Origin of the sequence: Lentzea sp. NPDC092896 (assembly GCF_044754905.1) — a bacterium.
Taxonomy (GTDB): Bacteria; Actinomycetota; Actinomycetes; order Mycobacteriales; family Pseudonocardiaceae; genus Lentzea.
Genome location: NZ_JBIVPX010000016.1, coordinates 41,995 through 58,292, shown reverse-complemented (window position 1 = coordinate 58,292; position 16,298 = coordinate 41,995). Strand labels below are relative to the sequence as shown.

The window sequence follows — 16,298 nt, the reverse complement described above, 5'->3', positions numbered from 1 at the left end:
GCAGCGGAGATCGGCGAGACCGCCAAGCTCCTCGCCGACGACCCGATCTGGCTGGTGCTGATCAAGGTCGTCGCGATCTTCGCGTTCCTCGTGGTCATGACTCTGTTCATGATCAACTGGGAGCGCAAGGTCGTCGCGCGGATGCAGCACCGCCCCGGCCCCAACCGGGTCGGCCCGAACGGCTGGCTCCAGTCGCTCGCGGACGGTCTGAAGCTCGCGTTCAAGGAAGACATCCGCCCCGTCCTCGCGGACAAGTGGGTGTTCTTCCTCGCGCCGGTGATCTCCTGCATCCCCGCGTTCCTCGCGTTCTCGGTGATCCCGCTCGCGGGCGAGGTCAACCTGTTCGGTCAGCAGACCGCGCTGCAGCTCGTCGACCTCCCGGTCGGCGTGCTGGTGGTGCTGGCCTGCTCCTCGATCGGCGTCTACGGCATCGTGCTGTCCGGCTGGGCCTCCGGCTCGCCGTACCCGCTGCTCGGCGCGCTGCGGTCGGCCGCGCAGGTGATCTCCTACGAGATCGCGATGGGCCTGTCGATCGTCGCGGTGATCATGTTCACCGGCTCGATGTCGACCGGTGACATCGTCGGCGCGCAGGCGACCACCGTGCTCGGGTTCGCGCCCGGCTGGTTCGGCCTCCTGCTGTTCCCCAGCTTCGCGATCTACGTCGTGTCGATGGTCGGCGAGACCAACCGCGCCCCGTTCGACCTCCCCGAGGCCGAGTCGGAGCTCGTCGGTGGTTTCCACACGGAGTACAGCTCGCTGAAGTTCGCGCTGTTCTTCCTCGCCGAGTACGTCAACATGGTCACCGTCTCGGCGCTCGCGACCACGCTCTTCCTCGGCGGCTACCACGCCCCGTGGAGCGGCGAGTTCATGAACACCGGCTGGTGGGGCCTGCTCTGGTTCATCATCAAGACGCTGGGCTTCCTGTTCATCTTCATCTGGCTGCGCGGCACGCTGCCCCGCATGCGCTACGACCAGTTCATGCGCCTGGGCTGGAAGGTGCTGGTCCCGACCAGCCTCGTCTGGATCATGGCCGTCGCGGTCATCCGCACCGGTGCGATCCAGCAGCTCTCCACGGCACAGCGGCTCATCGCGCTCGGCGTCATCGTCGGCCTGGTGCTGCTGGTCTCGTTCCTGCTGCCGGACAAGAAGGTCCAGGACACCAAGGGCGTTCCGCTCGCGGGTTCCGGCTTCCCCGTCCCGCCGCTCGACCTCGTCGTTCCCAAGGCCGCGCCGAAACGCAAGGTCAAGGTCGCCACTCTCCCCAAGGAGACGGCAGCCGTCACCACCGGTAAGGAGGCTGAGTAGGGATGTTCGAGTCCCTGAAAGGCTTCGGAGTCACCTTCGGCACCATGTTCAAGAAGGTGGTGACGGAGGAGTACCCCGAGGTCAAGAAGGTGACCGCGCCGCGGTTCCACGGCCGTCACCAGCTCAACCGGCACCCGGACGGGCTGGAGAAGTGCGTCGGCTGCGAGCTGTGCGCGTGGGCCTGCCCGGCGGACGCGATCTTCGTCGAGGGTGGTGACAACACCGAGGAGGCGCGGTTCTCTCCCGGTGAGCGCTTCGGCGCCGACTACCAGATCAACTACCTGCGCTGCATCGGCTGCGGCCTGTGCATCGAGGCGTGCCCGACGCGTTCGCTCACGATGACGAACGAGTACGAGCTCGCCGACGACAACCGCCAGGACCTGATCTTCACCAAGGAGGACCTGCTCGCCCCGCTGCTGCCCGGCATGGAGCAGCCGCCGCACCCGATGCGGCTCGGCGAGAACGAGCAGGACTACTACGTCAACGGCCCGCGGCTCGCGAAGGAGGCTCAGCAGTGAGCCTCCTGGCTTTCCTCGCCCAGCAGCCGGAGCCCGTGCAGCGCGTGGTCGACACCGTGACCACGGGCGAGGCGATCATGTTCTGGATCCTCGGCCCGCTCGCGCTGGCCGGTGCGCTCGGCATGCTCTTCGCGCGCAACGCGGTGCACTCCGCGCTGTGGCTCGTCGTGACGATGCTCAGCCTCGGCATGATGTACATGGTCCAGCAGGCGCCGTTCCTCGGCTTCGTGCAGATCATCGTCTACACCGGCGCGATCATGATGCTGTTCCTGTTCGTGCTGATGATGGTGGGCCGCGACAGTTCGGACTCCGTCGTCGAAGTGATCCGCGGACAGCGACTCGCGGCCGCGTTGCTCGGCATCGGGTTCGCCGTCCTGCTGGTCGGCTCGGTCGGCCGCGCGCTGAACGCGGTCGAGCCCCGCGGCCTGGCCGAGGCGAACACCACGAACGGCGGCAACGTCGGCAACATCGGTCAGAAGCTCTTCACGGACTACCTGTTCGCGTTCGAGCTCACGTCGGCGCTGCTGATCACCGCCGCCCTCGGCGCGATGATCCTGGCCTTCGTCGGCCGCGACGGGAAGCCCTCCAAGAAGACGCAGAAGGAACTCGTCGAGGAGCGCTTCCAGGACGGCAAGCGGGTCGGCTCGCTGCCCGGCCCCGGCGTCTTCGCGACCGCCAACTCGGTGGCCACCCCCGCCCTGCTGCCCGACGGCACGGTGGCGGAGGAGTCGCTGTTCGAGGTCATCGAGGCGACCGACAAGGCCACGCTCTCGGACGACGTCGCCGACGTGGCCGGCACCGGGCACGAGGCCGACGCGCACGCGCTCAAGGGAAGTGAGTCGTGACTCCCACGTACTACCTGCTGCTGTCGGCACTGCTGTTCAGCATCGGCGCCGTCGGCGTCCTGGTGCGCCGCAACGCCATCGTGGTCTTCATGTGCGTCGAGCTCATGCTCAACGCGGTCAACCTGAGCCTCGTGACGTTCGCGCGGATCAACGGCTCGCTCGACGGTCAGGTGATGGCGTTCTTCGTGATGGTCGTCGCCGCGGCGGAGGTCGTCGTCGGCCTCGCGATCATCATGTCCATCTTCCGGACGCGTCGCTCGGCCTCGGTCGACGACTCGAACCTGCTGAAGTACTGAGGGGTCACCGGTGACGGAACCTGTTGTCGCCAGCGGGGTCGCGAGCTTCGCCTGGTTGTTGCTCGCGCTGCCCGCGTTCGGTGCGGCGGTGCTGTTGGTCAGTGGCAGGCGCGCCGACAAGTGGGGTCACCTGCTCGGCAGTGCCACGCTGCTGGCGTCGTTCGGCTACGCGCTCGCGTTGTTCTTCTCGACGATCGGCATCTCGAACGCAGAGGAGCGGGTGCAGAACCTGCACCTGTTCAACTGGATCGACGTCAACGCGCTGACCGTCGCGTTCGGACTGCGGATCGACCCGCTGTCGCTGACGTTCGTGCTGCTGATCACCGGTGTGGGCTCGCTGATCCACATCTACTCGATCGGCTACATGGCGCACGAGGAAGGCAGGCGGAAGTTCTTCGCCTACCTCAACCTCTTCGTCTCGGCGATGCTCCTGCTGGTGCTGGGCAACGGCTTCGTGACCCTGTACTTCGGCTGGGAGGGCGTCGGTCTCGCCTCGTACCTGCTGATCGGCTGGTACCAGTACAAGCCGGAAGCGGCATCGGCGGCCAAGAAGGCCTTCCTGATGAACCGCGTCGGTGACCTGGGCCTCGCGATCGCGATCTTCCTGATGTTCAACAAGCTCGGGACCACGCAGTACACCGAGGTCTTCAGCCGCGTCGGCGAGTTCTCCTCCGCCGAGGTCCTCGCGATCACGCTGCTGCTGCTCCTGGGTGCCTGCGGCAAGTCGGGTCAGTTCCCGCTCCAGGCCTGGTTGCCGGACGCGATGGCCGGCCCGACCCCGGTGTCCGCACTGATCCACGCGGCGACCATGGTCACCGCGGGCGTGTACCTGATCGCCCGCTCCAACCCGCTCTACAACCTGAGCGAGGACGGCCGCCTGGTCGTCATGATCATCGGTGGCGTCACGCTGCTGATCGGTTGCATCATCGGTTGCGCCTACGACGACTTCAAGAAGGTCCTGGCGTACTCGACGGTCTCGCAGATCGGTTACATGATCCTCGCGGTGGGCCTCGGCCCGATCGGCTACGCGCTGGGCATCATGCACCTGCTGACGCACGGCTTCTTCAAGGCAGGGCTCTTCCTCGGTGCCGGTTCGGTCATGCACGGCATGAACGACGAGGGCAACATCCGCCGGATGGGCGGGCTCGCGAAGTACCTGCCGATCACGTTCGTCACGTGGACGCTCGGCTACCTCGCGCTGATCGGCATCCCGCCGTTCGCGGGCTACTTCTCGAAGGACGCCATCATCGCGGCGGCGTTCACCGGGGAGGGCTGGCGTCCGTACGTCTTCGGCGGGGTGGCACTCCTCGGCGCGGCGCTGACCGCGTTCTACATGACGCGCCTGCTGATCCTCGTCTTCCTGGGCAAGCCCCGCTGGAAGGAACTCAAGACCGAGGACGGCAAGGAATACCACCCGCACGAGTCCCCGCTGACGATGACCGTTCCGATGATCATCCTCGCGGTCGGCTCGATCGGTGGCGGCTGGTTCCTCTCCTCCGGCGGACGTCTCGCCGGCTGGCTGGAGCCCTCGCTGGGCGAGCTGAAGGAAGAGCACGGCGTGATCTCGCACGGCATGGTCGGGATCCTGACCGTCGTGCTCGCCCTGGTGGGCGCCGGTCTCGCGTTCCTGCTCTTCGGCCGCGGCAAGCAGCCGGTCGAGCGTCCGGTGCGCGTGTCGTTCCCGGTGCGCGCGGCCCGTGCGGACCTCTACGGCAACGCACTGAACGAGGCCCTGTTCGCGCGGCCGGGCACCTGGCTCACCCGCGCGCTGGTGTTCCTCGACCTCAAGGGCGTCGACGGTGTGGTCAACGGCACCGCGGCGCTGCTCGGCGGTAGCTCCGGCCGGTTGCGCAGGCTGCAGACCGGGTTCGTCCGCTCCTACGCACTGTCCATGCTGCTGGGCTCGATCTTCGTGCTCGGGGCGCTCCTGGTGGTGAGGTTCTCGTGACCTGGGTTCTGATCGCACTGCTGGTGGTGCCGCTCGTCGGCGCGCTGGTGGTGGCGTTCCTGCGCAAGGACGACAAGAAGGCCAAGCTCGTCGCGCTGGCGTTCTCCGTCGTCGAGCTCGTGCTCGCCGTTCTGCTGTGGGCCGCCTACGACCCGAACGGCGACCGCATCCAGCTCGCCGCGGGCGTGGACTGGATCCCGGCGTTCGGCGTGCGGCTGCAGTTCGGCATCGACGGCATCGCGCTGGTGATGATCGCGGTCATCGCGCTGCTGATCCCGCTGGTGATCGGTGCCGGCTGGACGGAGAAGCTGCCCCCCGGTCGTTCGCAGGGCGGGTACCTCTCGCTGATCCTGATCCAGGAGGCCGTGACGGTCGCGGTGTTCGCCGCCACCGACGTCTTCCTGTTCTACGTGCTCTTCGAAGTCATGCTCATCCCGATGTACTTCCTGATCGGCGGCTACGGCGGCGCGCGCAGGCAGTACGCGGCGGTCAAGTTCTTCCTGTACTCGTTCCTCGGCGGCCTGATCATGCTGGCCTCCGCGATCGGCGCCTACGCGATGGCGTCGGACGAGCTGGGCAAGGGCACGTTCGACTGGGCGACGCTGGTGAAGGTGGTCAGCGACGCCGACTCGACGACGCAGACCTGGCTGTTCCTCGGCTTCTTCCTGGCGTTCGCGATCAAGGCGCCGCTCGTGCCGTTCCACACCTGGCTGCCCGACGCGGCCGCCGAGGCGCCCATCGGCGTCACGGTGATCGTCGTCGGCATCCTGGACAAGGTCGGCACGTTCGGCATGCTGCGCTACCTGCTGCCGATGTTCCCGGAGGCGTCGAAGAACCTGGCGCCGTTCGTGCTCGTGCTCGCGGTGGCCGGTGTCCTTTATGGATCGCTGCTCGCCACGGGCCAGCGGGACATGAAGCGGTTCCTCGCCTACGTCTCGATCGCCCACTTCGGCTTCATCGCGCTCGGCATCTTCTCGTTCACGTCGCAGGCAGGCGTGGGCTCGGTGTCGTACATGCTCAACCACTCGGTCTCGACCGGCATGCTGATCCTGGTGGTCGGCATGGTGATCGCGCGCGGTGGTTCGTCGCTGATCTCCGACTACGGCGGCATGTCGAAGGTGGCCCCGCTGCTCGCGGGCATGCTGCTGCTGTCGGGTCTGACCACGCTGTCGCTGCCGGGCACGAACTCGTTCGTCTCGGAGTTCCTCGTGCTGATCGGCTCGTTCCCGACGCAGCCGGTGTTCACGATCATCGCGACGGTCGGCATGGTGCTCGCGGCGCTCTACGTGCTGTGGCTCTACCAGCGGATCATGACCGGCCCGCTGCGCGGCGACGCGCTGCTGGGTGCGGCCGCCGGACCGGGTGCCGTCGGTGACCCGGAGAAGAAGACGGCCATCGGTGATCTCAACAAGCGTGAGATCGCAGTGCTGGCACCGCTCGTTGTCATCGTGCTGGCGCTCGGGTTCTACCCGCAGCCGGTGCTCGACGTCATCACCCCGACCGTTGGGGCGACGCTGACCGAGGTCGGCGTGACCGACCCGGTCACCGTGCAGGAAGGCAAGTGACGTGAACCTTCTCGTCGCTCAGGCGCAGACGATCGAGGCGCCGGAGATCGATTACGGCGCCATCGCGCCGCTGCTGATCGTGCTCGGCGCCGCATGCGTCAGCGTGCTGCTGGAAGCGTTGCTGCCCAAGCATCAGCGGTGGGCCGTGCAGCTCGTGCTCACGCTCGTGACGCTGGTCGGTGCCGTTGGCGCACTGATCGTCTACGCGACGTCGGAGCGTCCCGAGCAGGGCGTGGCGACGCTGGCGGGGGCGATCGCGGTCGACTCGCCGTCGCTCTTCCTGTGGGCCACGTTGCTCGTGCTGGGATTCGGCTCGGTGTTGCTGATCGCCGACCGCTCGGTGGAGCCCGGTGGCGCGTTCGTGGCGCAGGCCGCGATCCGTCCGGGCACCGTGCAGGACCGCGCGCAGGCGACGAAGACCGGCATGCAGACCGAGGTCTTCCCGCTCACGCTGTTCGCGCTCGGCGGCATGATGACGTTCGTCGCCTCGAACGACCTGCTGACGATGTTCATCGCGCTGGAAGTCCTGTCGCTGCCGCTGTACGTCCTGTGCGGCCTGGCTCGCCGCCGTCGCCTGCTCTCGCAGGAAGCGGCCGTGAAGTACTTCCTGCTCGGCGCTTTCGCCTCCGCGTTCTTCCTGTACGGCGTCGCTCTGCTGTACGGCTACGCGGGTTCGGTGAAGCTCTCGGCCATCGCGACCGCCGCCGGCGGCACGGACCGTTCCGACACGCTGCTGTTCGCGGGCTTCGGCCTGCTGGTGGTGGGCCTGCTGTTCAAGGCCGCCGTCGGCCCGTTCCACGCCTGGACTCCGGACGTGTACCAGGGCGCACCGACGCCGGTGACGGCGTTCATGGCCGCGTGCACCAAGGTCGCCGCGTTCGGCGGCATCCTGCGCGTGCTCACGGTCGCGTTCGAGAACACGCAGTGGGAATGGCGTGGCGTGCTCTACGGCGTCGCGGTCGTGTCGATGGTGATCGGCGCGATCCTGGGCCTCACCCAGACCGACGTGAAGCGCATGATCGCGTACTCCTCGGTGGCCCACGCGGGCTTCCTGCTGATCGGTTCCATCGCGCTGACGCCCGAGGGCGATGCCCCCGGTGTGAGCGCGACCATGTTCTACCTGCTGGCGTACGGCTTCACCACGATCGCCGCGTTCGGCATCGTGTCGCTGGTCCGCAACTCGGACGGCGAGGCGACGCACCTGTCGCAGTGGGCGGGTCTCGCGAAGCGGTCGCCGATCGTGGCGGCCACCTTCACGTTCCTGCTGCTGGCCCTGGCGGGCATTCCGCTGACGTCCGGCTTCATCGGCAAGTTCGTCGTGTTCAGCGCGGCGATCGAGGCCGGCCTGACGCCGCTCGTGGTGATCGCACTGGTGGCCTCGGCCGTCGCCGCGTTCTTCTACCTGCGGGTGATCGTGCTGATGTACTTCAGCGACCCGGCTCCGGACGGCCCGACCGTGACGGTGCCCGGCGCGTTCACCACGATCGCGATCACGTTGGGTGCCGTGGTGACCTTGGTGCTGGGTTTGTGGCCCACGTTCGTGCTCGATTGGGCGGGTACCGGCTCCTTCCTCAGCTAGGTGTACGTAGTCTGCTGGTGTGACCAGTAGCGAGCATGTGGGACCGGGGTTCGCGTTGGTGGACCCCGTGCTCACCGAGGTAGTCCAGGACGGCCTGGCCGAGGTGGAGCGCAATCTGCACGACGTCGTGCAGAGCGAGTTCGCCCCGGTGACGGAAACCTCGCTTCACCTTGTGGAGGCGGGCGGGAAGCGGATCCGCCCGCTCTTCACACTGCTCGCATCGCAGTTCGGCGCCGACTGGGACCGGGACAAGGTCATCAAGGCGGCCACTGTGGTCGAGCTCACCCACCTCGCGACGCTCTACCACGACGACGTCATGGACGAGGCGACCATGCGGCGCGGAGCGGTCTCCGCGAACGTCAAGTGGGACAACAGCATCGCGATCCTGACGGGCGACTTCCTGTTCGCCCACGCGTCCCGGCTCACCGCCGATCTGGGCACGGACGCGGCGCGGATCATCGCGGAGACCTTCTCGGTCCTGGTGACCGGTCAGATGCGCGAGACCGTCGGCCCGAAGCCGGACGAGGACCCGATCTCCCACTACCTCAAGGTGATCGAGGAGAAGACGGGCGTCCTGATCGCCACCGCCGCCAGGTTCGGCGGCATGTTCTCCGACGCGACCGAGGAGCAGACGGACGCGTTGCGCCGCTACGCCGACGTGATCGGGGCGGCGTTCCAGATCTCGGACGACGTGATCGACATCGCGTCGCCGTCCGTGGAGTCGGGCAAGACCCCCGGCACCGATCTGCGCGAGGGCGTCAAGACGCTGCCGATGCTCTACGCGCTGGCCGACCCGTCCGAGACGCGGCTCGCCGAACTGCTGGCTGGGCCGATCACCGACGACGTGCTGGTGGACGAGGCCCTGACGCTGCTGCGCAAGTCGTCCGGCATGGACAAGGCCCGCGAGACGCTCGACGACTACGCGGACCGGGCTCGGACGGAACTCGGCAAGCTGCCGGAGTGCGCCGCGCGTGACGCTCTCGAGGAGCTCGCGATCTACGTCGTGGAGCGTTCTCGCTAGCGATCAGCTGACCGGCGCGAGCGCTTGCTTGCGCCGGTTCTTCATCGCGTCGACCGTGAAGATCGCGAGCGCCAGCCAGACGAGGGCGAACCCGATCCACCTGCTGGCCGGCATCGGCTCGTGCACCACGAACACGCCCCAGGCGAACTGCAGCACCGGAGCCAGGTACTGCAGCATGCCCATCGTGATCAGCGGAATCCGTTGCGCGCCGGCGCCGAACAACACCAGCGGGACCGCCGTGACGATGCCGGTGCTCAGGAGCAGCAACGTGTGGTCGGAGCCCGCGGTGGTGAAGGTGTTCGCGCTGCCGAGGAAGAGCAGGTACACGAGCGCGATCGGGGCGATCACCGCGCTCTCCGCGGTGAGGCTGGTGATGGAGTCCAGCGGCACCTTCTTCTTGAGCAGGCCGTAGACGCCGAACGAGAAGCCGAGGACCAGCGAGATGATCGGCAGCCTGCCGTAGTCGACGGTGAGCACGATCACAGCGACGACGACCACGGCGATCGCTACGGTCTGCGGCAGCCGCACGCGTTCCTTCAGGAAGATCATGCCGAGCGCCACGCTCACCAGTGGCGTGATGAAGTAGCCGAGCGCGGCCTCCACGACGTGGTGGGCGTTGACCGCGTAGATGTAGGTGCCCCAGTTGACCGTGATCAACACGGCCGCTGCGGTAACGATCAGCCAGCCTTTTCCGGATAGATCGAGGAAAGGGCGCCACCGTCGGAGGATCATGACGACGATGGCGAGCGTGACGAACGACCAGACGATCCGGTGTGCGAGCACCTCGACCGGCTGGGCGGGTACGAGGAGTGGCCAGTACGCCGGGAACAGGCCCCAAAGGACGTAGGCGAGTGCGCCGTAGGTGAGTCCTCGCCCCTGGGTGTGAACTTCTGGCGAAGTGATGGCCGAGGTTGTCAGAGGGGGCACAAAATCCCACTCTACGCTGGGCTTTCCACCCGTTATTTGCGCTGAACGGCGTAGTGACGGAGCATCATCAAAGGCACTGTAGTTTGGCCCTGCTCACCCTTCCGAGTGAGTGGGGTCGGAGTGTGGTCGTAGAAGGGGCTTACCCGTGAACATCTTCGGGCAGGTCTGGCTGTGGAGCCTGCTGTCCTTCGTTGCGGGAGTACTGCTCACCTGGTTGGTGATGGTGCGCCCCGCACGCAAGCAGATTGCCGACCTGGATGATCAACTTCTCGACGCGCGTCGTTCGGCCTCGCCGGTCGCCGCGCCAGTTCCCGTCGACGACTTCGTGGTCGACGAGTGGGATGCGCCGCCGCGGTCGCTGAGCGACGACGTGCTGACGCCGCCCACGCCCGTTCCGGCGTTGCCGCCCGCGCCCGCGCCGTACGCGGAGCCGCCGGCCTACTTCGGTGAGCCCGTGCCGGCTCCCGCTCCGGCGCCCCTCCCGGTTCCGGCGCCGCTCCCGGTCGTGGAGGAGCCAGAGCCCGCGCCGTACGAGAGCGCGCCGTTCGAGACCACCACGTACGAGACGACGACGTTCGAGGCCCAGCCCGAGGTCGAGGAGGAGCCGGCCGCGCCGGTCCGCCAGTACCTGGAGCCGGAGGAGGCCCAGCGCCGCTTCGAGGAGCAGCTGGCCGAGCAGAAGGCACTCGCCGAAGCCGACGACGACCGTCCGCGGTCGCTGTTCGAGCGCCTCGGCCCGGAGGACGTCCCCGCCGAGACCCCGGCGGAGCAGACGACGGTCCTGCAGCTCTCCGGCCTGGAGGCCGCGGACTTCGACGACGAGCCGGAGCTCCCGTCCGAGCAGACGTCGTACGTGCCCACGGTGCCGCCGGTCGCCGAGCCCGGCGCCCCGGCCACGCAGCCGACCGCGGGGCCGGAGGTCGACGACCAGGCCGACGACTTCATCTACCAGCCGCGCGAGGTGTGGGCCCAGGAGGAGCAGGAGGCGTTCCTCGACGAGGCCGCCGAGCAGGAGGACGAGCCCACCGGCACCCGCTCCGAGCAGACGACGTTCATCGCCGTCGAAGAGGGCAGCTGGCCGGACAACGACCTCACCGGTGAGTACCCCGGCCTGCGCGACGAGATCTCCGGGCAGCTGGACGGCTTCACCGAGCCCGCGCAGGAGGTCGAGCCCGAGTCGCCGGCCGAGCAGACCGGCCTGATCGAGCCGATCGTCGAGCCGGTCGACCTGGACGCGCCGAGCGTCCGCAACGGCGTCTTCGAGTCGACGCTGGCCGAGGAGCAGGAGTTCACGGAGCCTGAACCGGAGCCCGAACCGGAACCGGAGCCCGAGCAGGAGTCCGCGCACGCGCTGCGCGAGGAGCCCGAGCCGGTCTTCGAGCCCGTGTACGAGGAGTTCGTCGAGCCCGAGGTCAGCTACACCCAGTCGCTGTTCTCCCAGCCGTTCAGCACTCCCGGTGCCCCGGCGCCCGCGCCGTTCTCGGCGTTCGAGCCGCGCGTCGAACTCGACGAGGTCCCGGAGCGCACACCGCGTGCGGTCGGTGCCGCGTTCTCCCACGGGATCGAGACACCTGCCGCACCCGTGGCGCCGAAACCCGTCGCTGAGGCCCCGCGTTCGCTGTTCGAGCCGCTGCTGGACGCCGACGAGCCGTTGCCCGCTCTCGGGCAGACCCGTTCGCTGCCGGACACGAGCAACGACCAGCCGTTCGTGCCGAAGTTCGTGCCGAGCGACGAGCCGCTGCTCGCCGCCCCGCCTGAGCCGGACCCCGAACCGATCATCGAGGACCTGCCGCAGCGGCACACCGAGGCGGGCCTGCCGATCCGCGAGGCCCGGCGCACCACGCCGCAGCGTCAGCAGAGCTTCCCGGCGTTCCAGGCGTTCGAGTCCCCGAAGCCGGAGCCCCAGCCGACGCCCGCCGCACTCCCGGCCCGTCCGCGTCCCGTCGGATTTTCGCCGTCCACCGGCGGCCGTCCGAACGGAACGCCCGCAGGCAGCCCGTCGGGGGCGCGGTTCCAGCAGCCGGAGGGCTTCAACCCGCGCTCGCCGTTCGGTCCCGGCTCGGTGCTGCCGAAGTCGGACGGCCACGCGCCGGCCGCGGACTTCGCGGTGAAGGCCACGCTGACCGGTCGCCGTTACTACGCCGAGGGCTCCGCGAACTTCGTGGAGACCCGTGCCGACGTGTGGTTCCGCACCGAGGCGGACGCCGAGAAGGCCGGTTTCCGTCCCGCTCCCTGATCGATCACCGCCAAATGGAACGCTGTTCTGGCTGCGGATGACATGCGTCGATAGCTTCGACGCATGTCATCCGAGCTGGCGAAATCCCAGATCTCCTCGACCATCGTGGACTCGATCGAGGATCTGAAGGGCACCCACCACGGCTTCCGCCGCGCCCACGCCCGAGGCTTCGTCTACGAAGCCGTGTTCACGCCCAACGGTGCCGCGGCGCCGTTCACGACCGCCCCGCACCTGCAGGGCGCACCGGTCCGCGCGACCGTTCGCTTCTCGCACACCGACGCCAACCCGCACGCGTTCGACAGCGACCGGTCGGTGCGAGGGTTCGCGACGAAGTTCCACCTCACCGACGGCACCAACACCGACCTGGTGATGGTGAACGTGCAGCGGTTCGTGGCGGCGACGCCCGAGGAGTTCGTGGAGTTCATCAAGGCCGCCAAGGCGGACACCGATGCCCACGACCCGTCCGTGCCGCACATCAAGTCGTTCGTCGGCGCGCATCCGACCGTCGGTCCCGCTCTGGTGGCGGCCAAGACCATCGCGATCCCGGACAGCTACGGCACCACGCAGTACTGGGCTATCCACGCGTTCCTGTGGCGGGACGCGTCGGGTGTGGTGCGCCCGATCCGCTACTCGTGGGTGCCGGAGGCGGGCATCGTCGACGCCGCCGACTCCTCGACGTGGACCCCGCACCACCTCACCGAGGAACTGCGCGACCGGCTGCCCATCTCGTTCGTGCTGCGCGTGACGTTCGGCGAGCCGGGCGACCCGACGCACGACTCGACCGTGGCGTGGCCGGACGACCGCCGGTCCGTCGACGTCGGCCGGATCGAGATCATCGGGGAGGCGCCGGACCAGGAGTACTGGCAGTCGCAGGTGTTCGACCCGACCTCGCTCGTCGACGGCATCGAGCTCTCGGACGACCCGGTGCTGGCCGCCCGCAGCACGATCTACGCCGTCTCGTACGACCGCCGCTCGCACCAGAGGTGACGAAAAAGCCCCCACCGCGTTCGGTGGGGGCTTTTCAGCGGTTCCGGGGTCAGCCGACCACGGTCCAGGTGTCCTTGCCGTGCAACAGCTTGCTCAGGTCCGCGGCCTTGGCGTTCTTGGCCTCGTTGACCTGTGCGCGCACGCCGTCGTCGTACGTCGCGCGGTCTGCCCGCCGGAACACACCCGTGACGGTGTGCGTGAGGTCCTGCGTCGACAGCCGCGAGAGCGCGAACGACAGGTTCAGGTCCGACGCGTCGTGCACGACGATGTCGCTCGCGTCCACGTCCGCGGACTTCGCGACCGCGAGCCCGAAGCCCTCGCGCACCACGCAGTACTCGCCCTCACGACCGAACCTGATCGGCTCGCCGTCGACGACGTTGATGATCCGCCGCTGTGCCTCGTCCGCGTCCTTCAGCACGTCGAACGCGCCGTCGTTGAAGATGGGGCAGTTCTGGTAGATCTCCACGAGCGCCGAGCCGCGGTGTTCCGCCGCCTGGCGCAGCACCGAGGTGAGACCGGCCTTGTCCGAGTCGAGGGCCCGGCCCACGAAGGAGGCCTCCGCGCCCAGTGCCAGCGACACCGGGTTGAACGGGTGGTCGACCGAGCCGATCGGCGTCGACTTGGTGACCTTGCCCGGTTCCGAGGTCGGCGAGTACTGGCCCTTGGTGAGGCCGTAGATCCTGTTGTTGAACAGCAGGATCTTGAGGTTCACGTTGCGCCGCAACGTGTGGATCAGGTGGTTGCCGCCGATGGACAGCGCGTCACCGTCACCGGTCACCACCCACACGCTCAGGTCCGGCCGTGCCACGGCGAGACCCGTGGCGATGGCAGGCGCACGGCCGTGGATGGAGTGCATGCCGTAGGTGTTCATGTAGTACGGGAACCGGGACGAGCACCCGATGCCCGAGACGAACACGATGTTCTCGCGCTTGAGACCCAGCGACGGCAGGAACGACTGCATGGTGTTGAGCACGATGTAGTCGCCGCAGCCGGGGCACCAGCGGACCTCCTGGTCCGACTTGTAGTCCCTGGCCGACTGCTTCTCGTCGGTGGTGGGAACCCCGGTCAGGCCGGGGAGTCCGATGTCGATAGCGGTCACGCCGACACCCCCTTGATCACGTCAGCGAGCACGTCCTGCAGCTCTTCCGCCTTGAAGGGCAGGCCCTGCACCTTGGTGTACGACACGGCGTCCACCAGATACTTCGCCCTCAGCAGCAACGCCAGCTGGCCCAGGTTCATTTCCGGCACGATGACCTTCTCGTACGACTTCAGCACGTCACCCAGGTTCTTGGGGAACGGGTTGAGGTGCCGCAGGTGTGCGTGCGCGACCGGAAGGCCGAGCTTGCGCACCCGGCGTGCGGCCGCGCCGATCGGGCCGTAGGACGAACCCCAGCCGACGACCAGGACCTTCGCGTTGCCGTCCGGGTCCTCGACCACGACGTCCGGCACCTCGATGCCGTCGATCTTCGCCTGACGGAGGCGGACCATCTTGTCGTGGTTGTCGGGGTCGTACGAGATGTTGCCGGTGATGTCCTGCTTCTCCAGACCGCCGATGCGGTGCTGCAGACCAGGGGTGCCCGGTACCGCCAACGGACGGGCCAGCGTCTCCGGATCACGGGAGTACGGCTGGAAGTTCTCCGGGTCCGTCGCGAACTCGACGGTCAGGTCCGGCAGCGTCTCGACGTCGGGGATCATCCACGGCTCGGAGCCGTTCGCGATCGCGCCGTCGCTCAGGAACAGCACCGGCGTGCGGTACTTCAGCGCGATCCTGGTCGCGTCGACCACGGCGTCGAAGCAGTCCGAAGGGGACTGCGGCGCCACGATCGGCACGGGCGACTCGCCGTTGCGGCCGAACATCGCCTGCAGCAGGTCGGCCTGCTCGGTCTTCGTCGGCAGACCGGTGGACGGGCCACCGCGCTGCACGTCGATCACGAGCAGCGGCAGTTCGGTCATCACGCCGAGGCCGATGGTCTCGGACTTCAGCGCGATGCCGGGGCCGGACGTCGACGTCACGCCGATCGCACCGCCGTAGGACGCGCCGAGGGCGATGCCGATGCCCGCGATCTCGTCCTCCGCCTGCACCGTGGTGATGTCGAAGTTCTTGTGCTTGCTCAGTTCGTGCAGGATGTCCGACGCCGGCGTGATCGGGTACGTGCCGAGCACGACCGGCAGACCCGACAGCTGCGCCGCCGCGACGATGCCGTACGCCGTCGCCGTGTTGCCGGTGATCTGGCGGTACGTGCCGACGTTGAGCTTCGCGGGCGCCACCTCGTAGGTGACGGCGAAGGCCTCGGTCGTCTCGCCGTAGTAGAAGCCGGCGCGGAACGCCAGGACGTTGGCCTCGGCGATGTCGGGCTTCTTCGCGAACTTCTCGCGCAGGAACCGTTCCGTGCCTTCGGTCGGCCGGTGGTACATCCACGACAGCAGGCCGAGCGCGAACATGTTCTTCGCGCGTTCGGCGTCCTTCTTGCCGAGGCCGGTCTCCTCGAGGGCGCCGATGGTCAGCGTCGCCATGGCGACCTTGTGGACCTGGAACTTCTCGAGCGAGTCGTCCTCGAGCGGATTCGAGTCGTACCCGACCTTCGTCAGGTTCCGCTTCGAGAACTCGTCGGTGTTGACGATGAGGATGCCGCCGTCCGGCAGGTCGACGACGTTCGCCTTGAGCGCGGCCGGGTTCATCGCGACGAGAACGTCGGGACGGTCGCCGGGCGTCAGGATGTCGTAGTCGGCGAAGTGCAGCTGGAACGACGACACACCGGGCAGCGTGCCCTGTGGTGCGCGGATCTCGGCGGGGAAGTTGGGCTGCGTGGCGAGGTCGTTGCCGAACGCCGCCGCTTCCGACGTGAACCGGTCTCCAGTGAGCTGCATACCGTCACCGGAGTCGCCGGCGAAGCGGATCACAACGCGATCCAGCTTGCGAGTCTCAGTGCTCATTCCTACGCCGATACCTCTCTCCAAGGGTGGCCGTGCCCCACCACGAGGGTAGTCGCCAGGACCGCCTGCGAGACGGGCCGTGTACCACCAGGCGAGACGAACTGTCCCATCTGCCGCACCGGGTCCTTAACTAGACG

Annotated in this window: 13 protein-coding genes; 10 read left to right on the top strand and 3 right to left on the bottom strand. The window is 68.0% G+C overall.

The features are described 5' to 3' along the window. Positions 1–9: 9 nt before the first annotated feature. From nuoH to ACIQF0_RS45215, 8 genes are read left to right on the top strand one after another with little or no spacing between them, the layout of a single operon-like run. On the top strand, positions 10–1,305 hold the full coding sequence (nuoH, locus tag ACIQF0_RS45250) for an NADH-quinone oxidoreductase subunit NuoH (protein WP_093605932.1): 1,296 nt from the start codon (positions 10–12) through the stop codon (positions 1,303–1,305). Between the two features lie 2 nt (positions 1,306–1,307). Beyond that, a complete protein-coding gene (nuoI, locus tag ACIQF0_RS45245; RefSeq protein ID WP_090065930.1) occupies positions 1,308–1,823 on the top strand; it encodes an NADH-quinone oxidoreductase subunit NuoI in 516 nt (171 codons plus the stop codon). After that, positions 1,820–2,668, top strand: coding sequence for an NADH-quinone oxidoreductase subunit J (locus ACIQF0_RS45240; RefSeq protein ID WP_401040891.1), 849 nt, complete (start codon positions 1,820–1,822; stop codon positions 2,666–2,668). Before nuoI ends, ACIQF0_RS45240 begins: the two co-directional genes overlap by 4 nt. Next, positions 2,665–2,964 carry an NADH-quinone oxidoreductase subunit NuoK gene (gene nuoK / locus ACIQF0_RS45235; RefSeq protein WP_030473209.1) on the top strand — a complete coding sequence of 100 codons (300 nt, stop codon included), beginning with the start codon at positions 2,665–2,667 and terminating at the stop codon, positions 2,962–2,964. The genes ACIQF0_RS45240 and nuoK overlap by 4 nt, the downstream gene beginning before the upstream one ends. 10 nt (positions 2,965–2,974) lie before the next feature. Further along, complete coding sequence (gene nuoL, locus ACIQF0_RS45230) at positions 2,975–4,912, top strand: NADH-quinone oxidoreductase subunit L (protein ID WP_360046994.1); 1,938 nt, start codon at positions 2,975–2,977, stop codon at positions 4,910–4,912. Further along, positions 4,909–6,477 carry an NADH-quinone oxidoreductase subunit M gene (locus ACIQF0_RS45225; protein WP_401040887.1) on the top strand — a complete coding sequence of 523 codons (1,569 nt, stop codon included), beginning with the start codon at positions 4,909–4,911 and terminating at the stop codon, positions 6,475–6,477. The genes nuoL and ACIQF0_RS45225 overlap by 4 nt, the downstream gene beginning before the upstream one ends. A gap of 1 nt (position 6,478) precedes the next feature. Continuing rightward, complete coding sequence (nuoN, locus tag ACIQF0_RS45220) at positions 6,479–8,056, top strand: NADH-quinone oxidoreductase subunit NuoN (protein ID WP_401040885.1); 1,578 nt, start codon at positions 6,479–6,481, stop codon at positions 8,054–8,056. 37 nt (positions 8,057–8,093) lie between these two features. After that, positions 8,094–9,077, top strand: coding sequence for a polyprenyl synthetase family protein (locus ACIQF0_RS45215; RefSeq protein WP_401041113.1), 984 nt, complete (start codon positions 8,094–8,096; stop codon positions 9,075–9,077). 3 nt (positions 9,078–9,080) lie between these two features. On the opposite strand, the gene rarD is transcribed toward ACIQF0_RS45215, so the two are convergent. Then, positions 9,081–10,004 carry an EamA family transporter RarD gene (gene rarD, locus ACIQF0_RS45210; RefSeq protein WP_401040882.1) on the bottom strand — a complete coding sequence of 308 codons (924 nt, stop codon included), beginning with the start codon at positions 10,002–10,004 and terminating at the stop codon, positions 9,081–9,083. 145 nt (positions 10,005–10,149) lie between these two features. Here rarD and ACIQF0_RS45205 point away from each other — a divergent pair, with 145 nt between their 5' ends. Beyond that, positions 10,150–12,240 carry a hypothetical protein gene (locus ACIQF0_RS45205; RefSeq protein ID WP_401040879.1) on the top strand — a complete coding sequence of 697 codons (2,091 nt, stop codon included), beginning with the start codon at positions 10,150–10,152 and terminating at the stop codon, positions 12,238–12,240. A 63-nt stretch (positions 12,241–12,303) separates the two neighbouring features. Then, positions 12,304–13,227: a catalase family peroxidase gene (locus ACIQF0_RS45200; protein WP_401040876.1), complete on the top strand. Its 924-nt coding sequence runs from the start codon at positions 12,304–12,306 to the stop codon at positions 13,225–13,227. A gap of 49 nt (positions 13,228–13,276) precedes the next feature. On the opposite strand, the gene ACIQF0_RS45195 is transcribed toward ACIQF0_RS45200, so the two are convergent. Together ACIQF0_RS45195 and ACIQF0_RS45190 are read right to left on the bottom strand one after the other, a co-directional pair. Then, positions 13,277–14,326: a 2-oxoacid:ferredoxin oxidoreductase subunit beta gene (locus ACIQF0_RS45195; RefSeq protein ID WP_360047000.1), complete on the bottom strand. Its 1,050-nt coding sequence runs from the start codon at positions 14,324–14,326 to the stop codon at positions 13,277–13,279. Beyond that, on the bottom strand, positions 14,323–16,161 hold the full coding sequence (locus ACIQF0_RS45190; protein ID WP_360047001.1) for a 2-oxoacid:acceptor oxidoreductase subunit alpha: 1,839 nt from the start codon (positions 16,159–16,161) through the stop codon (positions 14,323–14,325). The genes ACIQF0_RS45195 and ACIQF0_RS45190 overlap by 4 nt, the downstream gene beginning before the upstream one ends. Between the last annotated feature and the right edge of the window lie 137 nt (positions 16,162–16,298).